Genomic DNA, 16,346 nt, shown 5'->3' on the forward strand with positions numbered 1-16,346 from the left:
ATTACCCGGAGCTCATACCCTCAAGCCTTGCAGTATAGGGGGTCTACGAATGTGGCAAGTTGTCACAGCGCAATTCTTTTGATAAATCGCGGGCATAAAAAAACGCCCGGTTCCGTGAGGAATCGGGCGTTCTTTTTTGAACGTGGAAACGAATTAACGCTTCGAGTACTGCGGACGCTTACGCGCTTTACGCAGACCAACTTTCTTACGTTCAACTTCACGGGCGTCGCGAGTAACGAAGCCAGCTTTGCGCAGAGCGCTACGCAGGGTTTCGTCGTAGTCCATCAGAGCGCGAGTGATGCCGTGGCGGATTGCGCCAGCTTGACCACTTACACCACCGCCGATCACGGTGACGTAGATGTCGAATTTCTCGACAGTCTCGGTCAGCTCCAGCGGCTGACGAACTACCATGCGGGCAGTTTCGCGGCCGAAGAAGTTATCCAGCGAACGGTTGTTGATGGAGATGTTACCAGTACCCGGACGCAGGAAAACGCGTGCGGTTGCGGTCTTGCGACGGCCAGTGCCGTAATTTTGAGTCGCCGACATAATGAACTATTCCGTTAAATCTTCAGTTCTTGGGGCTGCTGAGCAGTATGAGGGTGTGCAGCGCCCGCATAGACTTTCAGCTTACGGTACATGTCACGACCCAGCGGGTTCTTAGGCAGCATGCCTTTAACCGCGGTCTCGATCACGCGCTCAGGGGCTTTGGCGATCAGCTTTTCAAAGTTGATCGACTTGATGCCGCCCGGGAAACCGGAGTGGGAGTAGTACATTTTGTCAGTGGTTTTAGCGCCGGTAACACGGATCTGCTCGGCGTTGATTACGACGATGTAGTCGCCGGTGTCAACGTGAGGAGTGTACTCAGGCTTGTGCTTGCCACGCAGACGGCTCGCGATTTCGGTGGCCAGACGACCCAGGGTCTGACCAGCAGCGTCGACGACAAACCAGTCGCGCTTTACTGTTTCCGGTTTAGCAGTAAAAGTTTTCATTCTTTATAGCCTCAGGGGCCGCCTGTAAATAAGACGGCGGATCTTACTGAATAGTGCGTACTTTGACAAGTCAAAGGCAGCCGGATACAGACGCTTTCGGGGGCTCGGGTCGGCGCGTCCGTTCAACGGCAAGATTCTTCGGCGGCGGCGCATCACTTCCACTGCAGAAAGAGGTCGGCAATTATGCAGATTGCGAAAAATTTTTCAACCTGCTTTTATGATTGTTTTGCCCAAGGAGCACCCGATGGACTATCGCCAGCTAGGCCGTACCGACCTGAACGTGAGTGCAATCTGCCTCGGCACCATGACCTGGGGCGAGCAAAACACTGAGGCTGAAGCCTTCGCCCAGATCGAGCGGGCCAAGGAAGCCGGGATCAATTTCATCGACACCGCCGAGATGTACCCGGTGCCGCCGAAAGCCGACACCTACGCCACCACCGAGCGCTACATCGGCAACTACTTCAAGCGTCGCGGCGACCGCGCCGACTGGATCCTCGCGAGCAAGATCGCCGGCCCCGGCAACACCATCGACTACATCCGCGACAAAAACCTGCGCCACAACCGCCAGCACATCACCGCCGCGGTGGATGCCAGCCTTGAGCGCCTGCAGACTGACTACATCGACCTGTATCAATTGCACTGGCCAGAGCGCAGCACCAACTTTTTCGGACAGCTGGGCTACAAGCACAAGATCGAAGCCAACCTGACGCCGCTCGAAGACACCCTCGAAGCGCTCGACGAGCAGGTCAAGGCCGGCAAGATCCGCCATATCGGCCTGTCCAACGAAACCCCGTGGGGCACCATGCGTTTCCTCGCCCTGGCCGAAGCCCGTGGCTGGCCGCGTGCGGTGTCGATCCAGAACCCGTACAACCTGCTCAACCGCAGCTTCGAAATCGGCCTGGCGGAAATTGCCATCCGCGAACAGTGTGGCCTGCTCGCCTACTCGCCGCTGGCGTTCGGTTTCCTGTCCGGCAAGTACGAAGGTGGCGCTCGCCCACCGAAAGGTCGCCTGAGCCTCTACAGCCGCTTCAGCCGCTATTTCAACGCGCAATCGGAAGCTGCCTGCAGCCGTTATGTGGCCCTGGCCCGTGAACACGGTCTGGATCCGGCGCAGATGGCGCTGGCGTTCGTTACTCAGCAACCGTTCGTCACCAGCAACATCATTGGCGCGACGACACTTGAGCAACTGGACAGCAACATTGCCAGTTTTGATCTGAAACTTTCCGATGAAGTGCTGGCGGGAATCGAAGCGATTCACAAGGATCATCCGAATCCGGCGCCTTGATCGACCGCTAAAAGCTTCGCGAGCAGGCTCGCTCCCACAGGTACGGTAATCCCTGTGGGAGCGAGCCTGCTCGCGAAGGGGCCCATCAATTCACTGCAAAACTCACAGCGACCGCGCAATGATCTCCTTCATGATTTCATTGGTGCCGGCATAGATGCGCTGCACGCGCGCATCCGCCCACGCCCGGGCCACCGGGTACTCCCACATGAAGCCGTAGCCGCCATGCAACTGCACGCACTCGTCGAGCACCTTGCATTGCAGGTCGGTGCCCCAGTATTTGGCCATCGCCGCCGTCGGCACATCCAGTTTGCCCAGCAGATGCAGTTCCAGGCACTTGTCGACAAATACTCGGCCGATCTGAATTTCCGTCGCCATTTCCGCCAGTTTGAAGCGGGTGTTCTGGAAATCGGCGATCGCCTTGCCGAACGCCTTGCGATCACGGGTGTAATCCAGCGTCCACTTCAGCGCAGCTTCGGCTGAGGCCAGACCACCAATCGCCACCGTGAGACGTTCCTGCGGCAATTCCTGCATCAGGTAGGCAAACCCTGCCCCGGCCTGACCCAGCAGGTTTTCCTTGGGAACGCGCACGTCCTGGAAGAACAATTCCGACGTGTCCTGGGCCTTCATTCCGACCTTCTCCAGGCGTTTGCCCTTCTCGAAGCCCGGCATATTCGCCTCTACCACAAACAGGCTGGTGCCCTTGGCGCCGGCCTTCGGATCGGTCTTGGCGACCACAATCACCAGGTCAGCGAGGAAGCCGTTGGTAATGAAGGTCTTGGAGCCGTTGATCACGTACTCGTCGCCATCCAGCACCGCCGTGGTCTTGACCCCTTGCAGGTCGGAACCGGCACCCGGCTCGGTCATGGCAATCGCGCTGACCATCTCGCCCGAGACCAGTTTCGGCAGGTATTTGTGCTTCAGCGCTTCACTGCCGTAATGCAGGATATACGGCGCGACGATGTCCGAATGCAGCGAGAAACCGATACCGGTCAGACCCAAGCGACCAACCTCTTCGATCACCACCGCGCTGTACAGAAAGTCCGCACCCAGACCGCCGTATTCTTCCGGCAGGTGCGAGCAGAGCATCCCCGCCTCCCCGGCCTTGTTCCACAACTTGCGGTCGATGTGGCCTTGTTTCTCCCATTGCGCATGGAACGGCACGGCCTCTTTTTCGAGGAAGGTTCGTACGCTGTCGCGGAACAATTCGTGCTCGGAGCTGAACAAGGTTCTGGGGATCATGCGGCACCTTTCATTCTTGTTGGAGAATTATGACCTTCAGAGACTAAGCCTCACCTCCGACACAGGACACTGGACACATCCGACAAAAAATAAGACGATCCAGCCGTCTGGTGACCACTTTCCCTTATAAAAACAAAACAAAAGTTGAATTATGTCCAAGCAAGTCTCCACGCCCTTGCGGCGCGTCAGCATCCTGGCAATCGACCGGGTTTTCGCATCCACTCTCATGCAAGCCAAGGATTTCTTCCATCTGGCCAGCCTGCGTTACGGCAAACAACTGGGCCACGGCCTGACACCGGCGTTTGAAACCCGCCTGGTCAGCCCAGACGGCAAACCGGTGAACAGCTTCAGTGACGTGATGATGCCGGTGGACGGCGGCCTGGAAAACGCCGACGTCATCATCCTCCCGGCGTTCTGGGACGACTTCGAAACCCTGTGCGGCCGTTATCCACAAATCCTGCCGTGGCTGCGCGAGCAGCACGCACGCGGTGCCGTGCTCTGCGGCGAAGCCACCGGGGTGTTCTGGCTGGCCGAGGCCGGACTGCTCAATGGCAAGGAAGCGACCACCTACTGGCGTTTCTTCAATGCCTTCGCCGAACGCTTCCCCAAGGTGTACCTCAATCAGGACAAGCACCTGACCGACGCCGACAATCTGTATTGCGCCGGCGGCACCACTTCGGCCTGCGACCTCTATATCTACCTGATCGAACGCTTCTGCGGCGCCAACGTGGCGCAAGCCGTGGCCCGCGACATTTTGTATGAAGTGCAGCGCAGCTATTCGCCGGGTCGCATCGGGTTCGGCGGGCAGAAGCTGCACCAGGACGTGATCATCCTGCAGATCCAGCACTGGCTCGAAGAGCATTTCGCCGACAAGTTCCGCTTCGAAGACGTGGCCCGCGAGCACGGCATGAGCATCCGCAACTTCATGCGCCGCTTTCAGACCGCGACCGGCGACAAACCGCTGCACTACCTGCAACGCCTGCGCATCGAGACCGCCAAGGGTCTGTTGTCGGGCAGCCGCAAGAGCATCAAGACCATCAGTTATGAGGTCGGGTACGACGATGCGAGTTTCTTTGCGCGGCTGTTTCGCCAGCATACGGAGCTGTCGCCGAACCAGTATCGGCAGCAGTTTCAGCAGGCCGCCTAAAGCAAAAGATCGCAGCCTGCGGCAGCTCCTACAGATTGGGATGCACCTGTAGGAGCTGGCGAAGCCTGCGATCCTTTGATTCTTCCGCGCACAAAAAAGGGCCTGCAATTGCAGGCCCTTTTTTATATGCCGAATCGGTTTAAGGCTTGTGCGCCCGGGACAGGAATTCGTGGGATTGCATCTCCAGCAGACGGCTGAGGGTACGCTGGAACTCGAACGTCAGGCGTCCGCCGGTGTAAAGGTCTTTCAACTCGACTTCGGCAGAAATGATCAGCTTGACGTTACGGTCGTAGAACTCGTCGACCATGTTGATGAAGCGCCGGGCGATGTCGTCGGTGGTGACGCTCATCTGCTCGACGCCGCTAAGCAGCACAGCGTGGAAGATCTTGCCCAGTTCGATGTAATCGTTCTGGCTGCGTGGGCCGTCGCACAGTTCGCGGAAGTCGAACCAGGCTACGTCGTCGCAGGTGCGCAGCGCACGGATTTCACGGTTTTCAATGATCAGCACATCGTTCTCGACCGCTGCAGTGCACTCTGGTGTGAGTGCCTTGAAGCTCTTGCGCAGGCTTTCGTGCGCGGCTTCGTCCAGCGGATAGTGGAACAGCTCCGCTTGTTCGAGGTGGCGCAGACGGTAGTCGACGCCGCTGTCGACGTTAACGATTTCAGTGTTCTGCTTGATCAGCGCAATGGCCGGCAGGAAGCGCGCACGCTGCAGACCGTCCTTGTACAGGCCATCCGGAACGATGTTCGAGGTCGCGACCAGGGTCACGCCGTTCTTGAACAGTTCTTCCATCAGCGTGCCGAGGATCATCGCGTCGGTGATGTCGGAGACGAAGAATTCATCGAAGCAGATCACTCGTGACTCGGTCGCAAAGCGCTTGGCGATGATGGTCAGCGGGTTTTTCTCGCCGCCGAGGGTTTTCATCTCTTCGTGCACACGTTTCATGAAGCGGTGGAAGTGAGTGCGGGTCTTTTCCTTGAACGGCAGCGCTTCGAAGAAGGTGTCGACCAGGTAAGTCTTGCCGCGACCCACGCCGCCCCAGAAGTACAGGCCCTTGACCGGCGTCTGATCCTTCTTGCCAAACAGCTTGCCCAGCAAACCCGGCTTGTTCTGCTCGGCCGCGATCAGATCGTCATACAGGCGCTGCAGATGACGCACGGCAGTTTCCTGCGCCGCGTCATGGAAGAAGTCCGGGCGTTTCAGATCAGCTTGGTATCGTTCTAGGGGCGTCATAATTCGTTAGCAAGGCAACAAAAACGGGCCGTCACTGTAGCGACGGCCCGTAGGAATGGCAATCAGCCCTTGGTCGGGCCGCGCCGCGGATTAGTCCTGAACCGGGGTCAGTGCAACGCGCAGAGCCTCGATGGCCGCGTCCCGCGCAGCAGCATCAGCGAACGCCGGGCTGTCACCGACGCACTCGCCTTCGAGCCACACGCTGAAGCTCAGGTCTTGATTGCGGATGTCCAGCGCCTGACCGGCTTGCAGTTGCTTGGTCACCTGGCCGGCGGTTTTGCCGTCGGCAAAGTTGCGCGACAGCAGCAGTTGCTCGCCATCGGCCGCCAGCAGACGGAAGCGGAAGCTGCCGTCGTCTTCACGGAAGCTGACGAAACGTGCAGCTTTCACGGCTTTCTTTTTGGTGGTCGCAGCGACTTGCACTTGATTGACGAAAGAACGCAGGCCGACCGCTTCACGCAGTTCGTTGAGGAACGGCGTCGCCACCGCACGGGCCTTTTTCGCGCCGTGTTGCAGGATGTCTTCCAGATCCGCCGGGCGTTCGATCAACTGGTGGTAACGCTCGCGGGACTCGCCCAACTCGTTATCCAGCAACTGGAACAGACGGTTTTTCGCCTCGCCCCAACCCAGACCGCCGAGCAGTTCGCTGCGGAATTCGTCAGCCTGCGCCGGCGTGGCGAACGCCTGGAACAAGGTGAACAGGTGCGAGTTGTCCGGATCCTTGGCTTCGCCCGGCGCTTTGGAGTCGGTGACGATCCGCGAGATCGCGTCTTTCATCTCCTTGGCGCTGGAGAACAGCGGGATGGTGTTGTCGTAGCTCTTGGACATCTTGCGCCCGTCGAGGCCCGGCAACGTCGCCACACTTTCCTCGATCAGCGCTTCGGGCATGGTGAAGAACTCCTTGCCCTGGCCGAACAGATGGTTGAAGCGCTGACCGATGTCGCGGGCCATTTCCACGTGCTGGATCTGGTCGCGACCGACCGGCACCTTGTGCGCGTTGAACATCAGGATGTCCGCCGCCATCAGCACCGGGTAGCTGTAGAGGCCCATGGTGATCCCGGCATCCGGGTCTTCACCGCTCTCGACGTTCTTGTCCACCGAGGCCTTGTAGGCGTGCGCACGGTTGAGCAGGCCCTTGGCGGCGACGCAGGTCAGCAGCCAGGTCAGCTCAGGGATTTCCGGGATGTCGGACTGGCGATAGAAGGTCACGCGATCGACATCCAGGCCACCGGCCAGCCAGGTCGCGGCGATTTCCAGACGCGAGCGCTGGATGCGCAGCGGGTCATCGCATTTGATCAGGGCGTGGTAGTCGGCCAGGAAGTAGAACGAATCGGCATTGCTGTCGCGGCTCGCGAGGATCGCCGGGCGAATGGCGCCGGCGTAGTTGCCCAGGTGCGGCGTGCCGGTGGTGGTGATGCCGGTGAGGATACGGGTACGGTTCGTCATGGGTAATCGCTTGTCAGACTGCAATCAATTCGAGAGACGCGGCAGGATCAGATCCTTGAGATCGGTCAGCTTGCCATGAAAAAAGTGTCCGCATTCTGCCACTTTCAGCAGCTCATGGGGGCGTTGGAGTTGTTCCGACCAGTCGTAGACCAACTGCGGATCGATCACTTCGTCGGTTTCCGGCTGGATCACGGTCAACTCGCCGTGCTGTGGCAGTTGATCCTGATCGCCCAGACGCATCACCGCCGGCGCGACCATGAACAGGTGCTTCGACTGCACGCCTTGCGCTTCGAGACGGCCGCCGAGACTTGCTGCAACAAATCCGCCGAAGGAGAAACCGAACAGGGTCAGCGGCAGCTCCGGATGCTTTTCCAGTAGCCAGGCGGCGGCAGCCTGAGCGTCGTCGACTTCACCGCTGCCCATGTCGTGGGAACCTTCGCTGGCACCGACGCCGCGATAGTTGAAGCGCAAGGTAATCAGACCGGCGTCGCGCGCGGTGCGCTGCAGGGTCGAGACGACCTTGTTGAGCATGGTGCCGCCCTGCACCGGGTTCGGATGGCAGATCAGCGCGATGCCGACTGGCTGCTCGTTATCGAGGTACAGCGCTTCGATTTGGCCGACTGGGCCGGCAATCACTACAGGGGTTTCACGCATCAGCAAGGAAGGAACTCCGTGACCTCGAATCGGGTCGACTCGTCTAGCAAATTGTCTGTGCCAATCTATTGCGAGTGAATCGCGGTATACAGCGCAGGTTCGAGCCGTTAACGTAAAGCAAAGCCGTTTATAGAGGAAGGACTCGTGGAACACTCGCTCTTAGTTTGGTTGTTACCGACTCTTGCCCTGGTTGTGGGTGTCGCCATTGGATTCCTGATCGCTCGCGTCGCACCGAATGCCGCGCCGAGCCGCACGCAGCGTCAACTGGATGATATCCAGGAGCGTTTCGACAGCTATCAAAACGAGGTGGTCACCCACTTCAACAGCACCGCAACGCTGGTCAAGAAGCTGACCCAAAGCTATCAGGAAGTGCAGGATCACCTCGCCGAGGGTGCCAACCGTCTGGCCCTGGACGAGCAGACCCGTCAACGCCTGATCGCTGCTTTGCACGCCGATGCCGCGCAGGCACCGCGCGAACGTCTGACGCCACCGCGCGATCAGGAGCCGCCACGCGACTACGCACCGAAAGCCCCGAACTCGCCGGGCATGCTCGATGAGCATTACGGCCTGAAGAAGTAATCGGGTTTCGCGCCCAACAAAAAGCCCCCGGACAATTCGGTTGTCCGGGGGCTTTTTTGTGCCTATCGAGCTTCTGTTGACTGTCCCAATAACCCTGTAGGAGCTGCCGAGTGAAACGAGGCTGCGATCTTTTGATCTTGGTGTCAAAGCTAAAGATCAAAAGATCGCAGCGTGCCGCAGCTCCTACAGGGCAACTGCGTTCAGACCATAAAAATGCCCGGGCTCAGACCGGGCATTTTTTCATTCGGACGATCGCTTACGGATACTGCTGAACCGTACCCGGCTGTTGCTGCTGACCACCATACTGCTGACCCGGGATCGCCTTCAGGTTGACCTCGACGCGACGGTTCTGCGCGCGGCCATTGACGTCGCCGTTACTGGCAATCGGGTTATCCGGGCCGGCGCCACGGGCCGAGAGGTTGGCACCGCTGACACCTTGCGAGGTCAGGTAGGTCGCCACGCTCTGCGCACGACGCTGAGACAGGTCCATGTTGTGCTGGCGGCTGCCGGTGCTGTCGGTGTAGCCGACGATTTCGATCTGGTTCTGGTTGAACTCCTTCAGCGAGTTCGCCAGGTTGTTCAGCGGCTGGTAGAAGCTTGGGGCGATGTTCGCCGAATCGGTGGCGAAGGTGATGTTGCCCGGCATGATCAGCTTGATCTGATCGCCCTGGCGCTGCACTTCAACCCCGGTGTTGGCCATGCTGGCGCGCAGCTTTTTCTCTTGCTGGTCGGCGTAGTAACCGTAACCCGCGGCCGATGCACCGACCACCGCCGCGCCAATCAGGGCGCCCTTGCCACGGTTGTTGTGGTCGATGGCGGCACCCGCCAAAGCACCGGCCAGAGCGCCGAGGCCACCGTACTTGGCGGTTTTGCTCACACCGCCACCGTCGGCCTGGCCCTGGTTGTCATACGGGTTGGGCGAGGCGCAGCCGGCCAACATGGCTACAGCAGTAGCAACAATAATCAAACGAGGCGTGGTGAACATGAAGAGCTCCTGATTTTCGCATTCTGTGTGGCAGCGGCCCCAGGCAATAGACCTGTGCGGGCGTTGGATCATGACAATGCCGAAAAATTCCGCTGCACACTCGTGACAAAATGTTTAGGCGCGCACGAACGGGTTTTCGCGCATTTCATCTCCGAGACGCGTGTCCGGACCATGCCCGGCAACCACGATTGCGTCTTCGTCGAGCGTGTACAGCCGCTGCTTGATCGATCGCACGATGGTCGCCTGATCGCCGCCCCACAAATCCGTGCGCCCTACCCCGCGACGAAACAACGTGTCGCCGGCAATCAACAGCTTAGCCTCGGAAAACCAAAAGCTCATGGAACCAGGTGTATGTCCCGGGGTATGCAGCGCGACACCACAGCCGCAAGCCAGTTCTTCATCGTCGCTCAACCAACGATCCGGTGACGGCACCGGAGAGTACGGCACACCGAACATCTGGCATTGCATCTCGAGGTTGTCCCACAGGAACTGGTCTTCCTTGTGCAGGTGCAGGGTCGCACCGGTTTTCTCTTTCATCTGACCGGAGGCGAGGAAGTGATCGAGATGCGCGTGGGTGTGGATGATGCTGACCACTTTCAGACCAAGAGCATCGAGGCGCGCCATGATCAGGTCAGGATTGCCGCCCGGATCGACGACGATGGCTTTTTTAGTGAGCGGGTCGCCGATGATCGTGCAGTTGCACTGGAGCGGGCCGACGGGGAAGGTTTCGCGGATGAGTGTAGAGCTGAGAGCAGTCATGAAAAATCCTGGACGAACGGTCGTGAGGCTTATTTCAGAATTCTACTGCACATGCCGATACAGATCGCCCGGTCAGTTATTTGACGCCACCAATCCGAAAAATGATGGCTCAATGATGTCAAATGTATTGTTTCTGGTGCAAAATCGCATTTTTTTGTAGCGGTCGCATTCAGGAAGGGCCGCAGCGCACTCAGGAAATCCCCGCATGCCTACGCCCTTGACGTACTCCTTCACGTTTCCCGCTTCACTGACTGGCAACGCGCTCGTCGACAGCCTTATTGCCGGTAAATTCTGGCTCGGATCCGACTGGAATCCATTCGGGGCGACCAACCTCAGTTATAGCTTCATGGCTCCGGGGACTTCGTACTTCGCCACCAATTACAGCCCCAAGAACGAATACAACGCACTGTATGAACTGACGACCGCGCAGAAGACTTCGATTATCGGGGCCCTGGGGGCGTGGAGTGCTGTTGCCAACATCAATTTCACCCTGACCAGCGATAACCTGGGCACTGTGGGTGATCTGCGCTTCGGTGGCTATCGGTTGATGGACAACAAAACGGCGGCGTGGGCTTACTTTCCTGACAACTTGCCCGCTGCGGGCGATGTATGGGTCGGGATGGCTACTGATGATCCGAATCCGGTCAAAGGCACCTACGACTACCTGACTTTTGTGCATGAAATCGGACATGCCCTGGGTCTCAAGCATCCTTTCGATACAAGTGCAGCCAACAAACAATTGCTCGATCCGTCGTTTGATGACGTTCACTTCACCGTGATGAGTTACAACAGCAACTATTCCTATCAGCCAACGACGCCAATGGTGCTGGACATCATTGCGATGCAAAGCCTGTATGGCGCCAACATGCTTTGGCAAACCGGCGACAACGTTTACAAATGGGATGCCAACCAGTCCGTCTTCGAGACGATCTGGGACGCAGGTGGCAATGACACCATTGATGGCAGCAACCAGCTCGCAGCCGTCAACATCAATTTGAATGAGGGCGCCTACAGCCAGATCGGTAAAGCCTTCACCGACCTCAACACCAACACCTTGATCAATGACGGTCTCGGGATCGCGATTGGCGCCAAGATCGAGAACGCTATCGGATCAGCCTTCAATGACGTGTTGACCGGTAATAGCCTGGATAACCTGCTGGATGGCAGAGCGGGCGCCGACACCATGTCCGGTGGTGGTGGCAACGACACCTATATCGTCGACAACGTCGGAGATGTGGTGATCGAGATCGGCACCTCCCCGACCGAAATCGATACAGTCATTGCCGCACTGAATTACTCACTGGGCAACAACCTCGAAAACCTCGTCCTGTGGGGCAGCGACAACCTCAACGGCACCGGCAACGCCCTGAACAACACCATCACCGGCAACACCGGCAACAACATCCTTGACGGGGGAGCAGGTGCCGACACCCTGATTGGTGGCACCGGCAACGATACTTATATCGTCGACAACGCCAACGATGTCGTGGTCGAAACCAGCACCCTGGCCAACGAAATCGATACTGTCATGGCCTCGCTGAGCTACACCCTCAGTGCCAACGTGGAAAACCTGACCCTCACCGGTACCGGTAACTTCAACGCCAGCGGCAACGCCCTCAACAACGTGCTGATCGGCAACAGCGGCAACAACATCCTGATCGGTGGCGACGGTCTGGACACCATGATCGGCGGTGCCGGTAATGACACCTATCTGGTCGATCAGGCCGGTGAACTGGCGCTGATTCAGGAACTGGCCAACGAAGGCCTGGACACCCTGTACGTCAACTACACCCCGACAGCCCAGACCGGCACCGTCGACCTGAACAGCACCAGCCTGCGCAACATCGAGAACGTCACCCTTGGCGCCACCGGCACCTTCACCGTACTGGGCAACGATCTGAACAACACCCTGCTCGGCAACGCCCTGGCCAACAACCTGCAAGGCGGGGCCGGTAACGACCTGCTTAATGGCGGGGCAGGAGCCGATACCCTCAGCGGCGGTACGGGCGATGACACTTACATCGTCGACAATGCCAACGACGTGGTCATTGAGAACGCCAACGAAGGCTACGACCTGGTGCAGACCAGCGTCAGCTATGTCTTGTCGGCCAACGTCGAGGCCGGTCAGTTGCTGGGCAATGACAGCCTGTACCTGGTCGGCAACGACCTGGGTAACACCTTGACCGGCAACGGTGCCGACAACATCCTCGACGGCAAGGCAGGCGCCGATACCATGTCCGGCGGTGCCGGCAACGATACCTATGTCGTGGATAACGTGGGCGACGTGGTGATTGAGCTCGGTACTTCCGCAACCGAAATCGACACCATCGTGTCTTCGGTCAGCTACACCCTGGGCAACAACGTCGAGATCCTGACCCTGCGCGGCAGCGACAACCTCAACGGCACCGGCAACGCCCTGAACAACACCATCACCGGCAACACCGGCAACAACATCCTTGACGGTGGAGCAGGTGCCGACACCCTGATTGGTGGCACCGGCAACGATACTTATATCGTCGACAACGCCAACGATGTCGTGGTCGAAACCAGCACCCTGGCCAACGAAATCGATACTGTCATGGCCTCGCTGAGCTACACCCTCAGTGCCAACGTGGAAAACCTGACCCTCACCGGTACCGGTAACTTCAACGCCAGCGGCAACGCCCTCAACAACGTGCTGATCGGCAACAGCGGCAACAACATCCTGATCGGTGGCGACGGTCTGGACACCATGATCGGCGGTGCCGGTAATGACACCTATCTGGTCGATCAGGCCGGTGAACTGGCGCTGATTCAGGAACTGGCCAACGAAGGCCTGGACACCCTGTACGTCAACTACACCCCGACAGCCCAGACCGGCACCGTCGACCTGAACAGCACCAGCCTGCGCAACATCGAGAACGTCACCCTTGGCGCCACCGGCACCTTCACCGTACTGGGCAACGATCTGAACAACACCCTGCTCGGCAACGCCCTGGCCAACAACCTGCAAGGCGGGGCCGGTAACGACCTGCTTAATGGCGGGGCAGGAGCCGATACCCTCAGCGGCGGTACGGGCGATGACACTTACATCGTCGACAATGCCAACGACGTGGTCATTGAGAACGCCAACGAAGGCTACGACCTGGTGCAGACCAGCGTCAGCTATGTCTTGTCGGCCAACGTCGAGGCCGGTCAGTTGCTGGGCAATGACAGCCTGTACCTGGTCGGCAACGACCTGGGTAACACCTTGACCGGCAACGGTGCCGACAACATCCTCGACGGCAAGGCAGGCGCCGATACCATGTCCGGCGGTGCCGGCAACGATACCTATGTCGTGGATAACGTGGGCGACGTGGTGATTGAGCTCGGTACTTCCGCAACCGAAATCGACACCATCGTGTCTTCGGTCAGCTACACCCTGGGCAACAACGTCGAGATCCTGACCCTGCGCGGCAGCGACAACCTCAACGGCACCGGCAACGCCCTGAACAACACCATCACCGGCAACACCGGCAACAACATCCTTGACGGTGGAGCAGGTGCCGACACCCTGATTGGTGGCACCGGCAACGATACTTATATCGTCGACAACGCCAACGATGTCGTGGTCGAAACCAGCACCCTGGCCAACGAAATCGATACTGTCATGGCCTCGCTGAGCTACACCCTCAGTGCCAACGTGGAAAACCTGACCCTCACCGGTACCGGTAACTTCAACGCCAGCGGCAACGCCCTCAACAACGTGCTGATCGGCAACAGCGGCAACAACATCCTGATCGGTGGCGACGGTCTGGACACCATGATCGGCGGTGCCGGTAATGACACCTATCTGGTCGATCAGGCCGGTGAACTGGCGCTGATTCAGGAACTGGCCAACGAAGGCCTGGACACCCTGTACGTCAACTACACCCCGACAGCCCAGACCGGCACCGTCGACCTGAACAGCACCAGCCTGCGCAACATCGAGAACGTCACCCTTGGCGCCACCGGCACCTTCACCGTACTGGGCAACGATCTGAACAACACCCTGCTCGGCAACGCCCTGGCCAACAACCTGCAAGGCGGGGCCGGTAACGACCTGCTTAATGGCGGGGCAGGAGCCGATACCCTCAGCGGCGGTACGGGCGATGACACTTACATCGTCGACAATGCCAACGACGTGGTCATTGAGAACGCCAACGAAGGCTACGACCTGGTGCAGACCAGCGTCAGCTATGTCTTGTCGGCCAACGTCGAGGCCGGTCAGTTGCTGGGCAATGACAGCCTGTACCTGGTCGGCAACGACCTGGGTAACACCTTGACCGGCAACGGTGCCGACAACATCCTCGACGGCAAGGCAGGCGCCGATACCATGTCCGGCGGTGCCGGCAACGATACCTATGTCGTGGATAACGTGGGCGACGTGGTGATTGAGCTCGGTACTTCCGCAACCGAAATCGACACCATCGTGTCTTCGGTCAGCTACACCCTGGGCAACAACGTCGAGATCCTGACCCTGCGCGGCAGCGACAACCTCAACGGCACCGGCAACGCCCTGAACAACACCATCACCGGCAACACCGGCAACAACATCCTTGACGGTGGAGCAGGTGCCGACACCCTGATTGGTGGCACCGGCAACGATACTTATATCGTCGACAACGCCAACGATGTCGTGGTCGAAACCAGCACCCTGGCCAACGAAATCGATACTGTCATGGCCTCGCTGAGCTACACCCTCAGTGCCAACGTGGAAAACCTGACCCTCACCGGTACCGGTAACTTCAACGCCAGCGGCAACGCCCTCAACAACGTGCTGATCGGCAACAGCGGCAACAACATCCTGATCGGTGGCGACGGTCTGGACACCATGATCGGCGGTGCCGGTAATGACACCTATCTGGTCGATCAGGCCGGTGAACTGGCGCTGATTCAGGAACTGGCCAACGAAGGCCTGGACACCCTGTACGTCAACTACACCCCGACAGCCCAGACCGGCACCGTCGACCTGAACAGCACCAGCCTGCGCAACATCGAGAACGTCACCCTTGGCGCCACCGGCACCTTCACCGTACTGGGCAACGATCTGAACAACACCCTGCTCGGCAACGCCCTGGCCAACAACCTGCAAGGCGGGGCCGGTAACGACCTGCTTAATGGCGGGGCAGGAGCCGATACCCTCAGCGGCGGTACGGGCGATGACACTTACATCGTCGACAATGCCAACGACGTGGTCATTGAAAACGCCAACGAAGGCTACGACCTGGTGCAGACCAGCGTCAGCTATGTCTTGTCGGCCAACGTCGAGGCCGGTCAGTTGCTGGGCAATGACAGCCTGTACCTGGTCGGCAACGACCTGGGTAACACCTTGACCGGCAACGGTGCCGACAACATCCTCGACGGCAAGGCAGGCGCCGATACCATGTCCGGCGGTGCCGGCAACGATACCTATGTCGTGGATAACGTGGGCGACGTGGTGATTGAGCTCGGTACTTCCGCAACCGAAATCGACACCATCGTGTCTTCGGTCAGCTACACCCTGGGCAACAACGTCGAGATCCTGACCCTGCGCGGCAGCGACAACCTCAACGGCAGCGGCAACGCCCTGAACAACACCATCACCGGCAACACCGGTAACAACATCCTTGACGGTGGAGCAGGTGCCGACACCCTGATTGGTGGCACCGGTGCAGATACTTTTGTTTTCGGCGCTGTCAGCGAAATGGGTCTGGGCATCAACCGCGATGTCATCGCCGACTTCAACAGCGCACAGGGCGACAAAATCGACCTGACGAAATTTGATGCCAACCTGCTGGATGCCGGTTTCAATGGTTTCTCTTTCATCGGTGCAGCCGATTTTACCGGCGCAGGTCAACTGCGCTTCGTCGACCACGTGCTGTCGGGTAACGTCAGCGGTAACGCCGGTGCGGACTTCGAGATCCAGCTGGTGGGTGTGAACAGCTTCAGCGCCAACGATCTGGTGGCCTGATACAACGGCTACCCGACCTGCTCGCAGGTCGGGACACCCGCAAAAAAGCCCCGAGCATTCGGGGCTTTTTTGCGGGTGT

At 59.0% G+C, this 16,346-nt stretch carries 12 protein-coding genes; 4 read left to right on the forward strand and 8 right to left on the reverse strand.

Features of this window, described 5'->3' with window-relative positions:
* Window positions 1–153: 153 nt before the first annotated feature.
* Both rpsI and rplM read right to left on the reverse strand, forming a co-directional pair.
* A complete protein-coding gene (gene rpsI / locus LOY52_RS22120) occupies window positions 154–546 on the reverse strand; it encodes a 30S ribosomal protein S9 (RefSeq protein ID WP_003228056.1) in 393 nt (130 codons plus the stop codon).
* A 14-nt stretch (window positions 547–560) separates the two neighbouring features.
* A complete protein-coding gene (rplM, locus tag LOY52_RS22125; protein ID WP_003228062.1) occupies window positions 561–989 on the reverse strand; it encodes a 50S ribosomal protein L13 in 429 nt (142 codons plus the stop codon).
* Between the two features lie 244 nt (window positions 990–1,233).
* Between rplM and LOY52_RS22130 the strand changes: the two genes are divergently transcribed.
* Window positions 1,234–2,274: an NADP(H)-dependent aldo-keto reductase gene (locus LOY52_RS22130; protein WP_139054190.1), complete on the forward strand. Its 1,041-nt coding sequence runs from the start codon at window positions 1,234–1,236 to the stop codon at window positions 2,272–2,274.
* A gap of 102 nt (window positions 2,275–2,376) precedes the next feature.
* Here the strand turns inward: LOY52_RS22130 and LOY52_RS22135 are convergent, their stop codons facing one another.
* Window positions 2,377–3,513, reverse strand: coding sequence for an acyl-CoA dehydrogenase family protein (locus LOY52_RS22135; RefSeq protein ID WP_258675980.1), 1,137 nt, complete (start codon window positions 3,511–3,513; stop codon window positions 2,377–2,379).
* 250 nt (window positions 3,514–3,763) lie between these two features.
* On the opposite strand from LOY52_RS22135, the gene LOY52_RS22140 reads away from it, so the two are divergent.
* Complete coding sequence (locus LOY52_RS22140) at window positions 3,764–4,660, forward strand: GlxA family transcriptional regulator (RefSeq protein WP_171061848.1); 897 nt, start codon at window positions 3,764–3,766, stop codon at window positions 4,658–4,660.
* A 139-nt stretch (window positions 4,661–4,799) separates the two neighbouring features.
* Here the strand turns inward: LOY52_RS22140 and zapE are convergent, their stop codons facing one another.
* The 3 genes from zapE to LOY52_RS22155 form a co-directional block, all read right to left on the reverse strand.
* Window positions 4,800–5,894 (reverse strand): cell division protein ZapE, encoded by a 1,095-nt coding sequence (gene zapE, locus LOY52_RS22145; RefSeq protein ID WP_041074841.1) that lies wholly within the window; start codon window positions 5,892–5,894, stop codon window positions 4,800–4,802.
* Window positions 5,895–5,984: 90 nt separating this feature from the next.
* Window positions 5,985–7,340 carry a tryptophan--tRNA ligase gene (locus LOY52_RS22150; RefSeq protein WP_115988926.1) on the reverse strand — a complete coding sequence of 452 codons (1,356 nt, stop codon included), beginning with the start codon at window positions 7,338–7,340 and terminating at the stop codon, window positions 5,985–5,987.
* Window positions 7,341–7,364: 24 nt separating this feature from the next.
* Window positions 7,365–7,994, reverse strand: coding sequence for an alpha/beta hydrolase (locus tag LOY52_RS22155; protein ID WP_258675981.1), 630 nt, complete (start codon window positions 7,992–7,994; stop codon window positions 7,365–7,367).
* Window positions 7,995–8,138: 144 nt separating this feature from the next.
* On the opposite strand from LOY52_RS22155, the gene LOY52_RS22160 reads away from it, so the two are divergent.
* Window positions 8,139–8,573 carry a YhcB family protein gene (locus tag LOY52_RS22160; RefSeq protein ID WP_027612195.1) on the forward strand — a complete coding sequence of 145 codons (435 nt, stop codon included), beginning with the start codon at window positions 8,139–8,141 and terminating at the stop codon, window positions 8,571–8,573.
* A 256-nt stretch (window positions 8,574–8,829) separates the two neighbouring features.
* Here the strand turns inward: LOY52_RS22160 and LOY52_RS22165 are convergent, their stop codons facing one another.
* Entirely contained in the window at window positions 8,830–9,558 is a 729-nt protein-coding gene (locus tag LOY52_RS22165) for an OmpA family protein (RefSeq protein ID WP_108590184.1), read from the reverse strand.
* Window positions 9,559–9,672: 114 nt separating this feature from the next.
* Window positions 9,673–10,317, reverse strand: coding sequence for an MBL fold metallo-hydrolase (locus LOY52_RS22170; protein WP_258675982.1), 645 nt, complete (start codon window positions 10,315–10,317; stop codon window positions 9,673–9,675).
* Window positions 10,318–10,522: 205 nt separating this feature from the next.
* On the opposite strand from LOY52_RS22170, the gene LOY52_RS22175 reads away from it, so the two are divergent.
* Window positions 10,523–16,267, forward strand: a complete 5,745-nt coding sequence (locus tag LOY52_RS22175) for a M10 family metallopeptidase C-terminal domain-containing protein (protein ID WP_258675983.1) — start codon at window positions 10,523–10,525, stop codon at window positions 16,265–16,267.
* Window positions 16,268–16,346 lie beyond the last annotated feature (79 nt).

Source organism: Pseudomonas sp. B21-051 (assembly GCF_024748795.1).
GTDB classification, from domain to species: Bacteria; Pseudomonadota; Gammaproteobacteria; order Pseudomonadales; family Pseudomonadaceae; genus Aquipseudomonas; species Aquipseudomonas putida_A.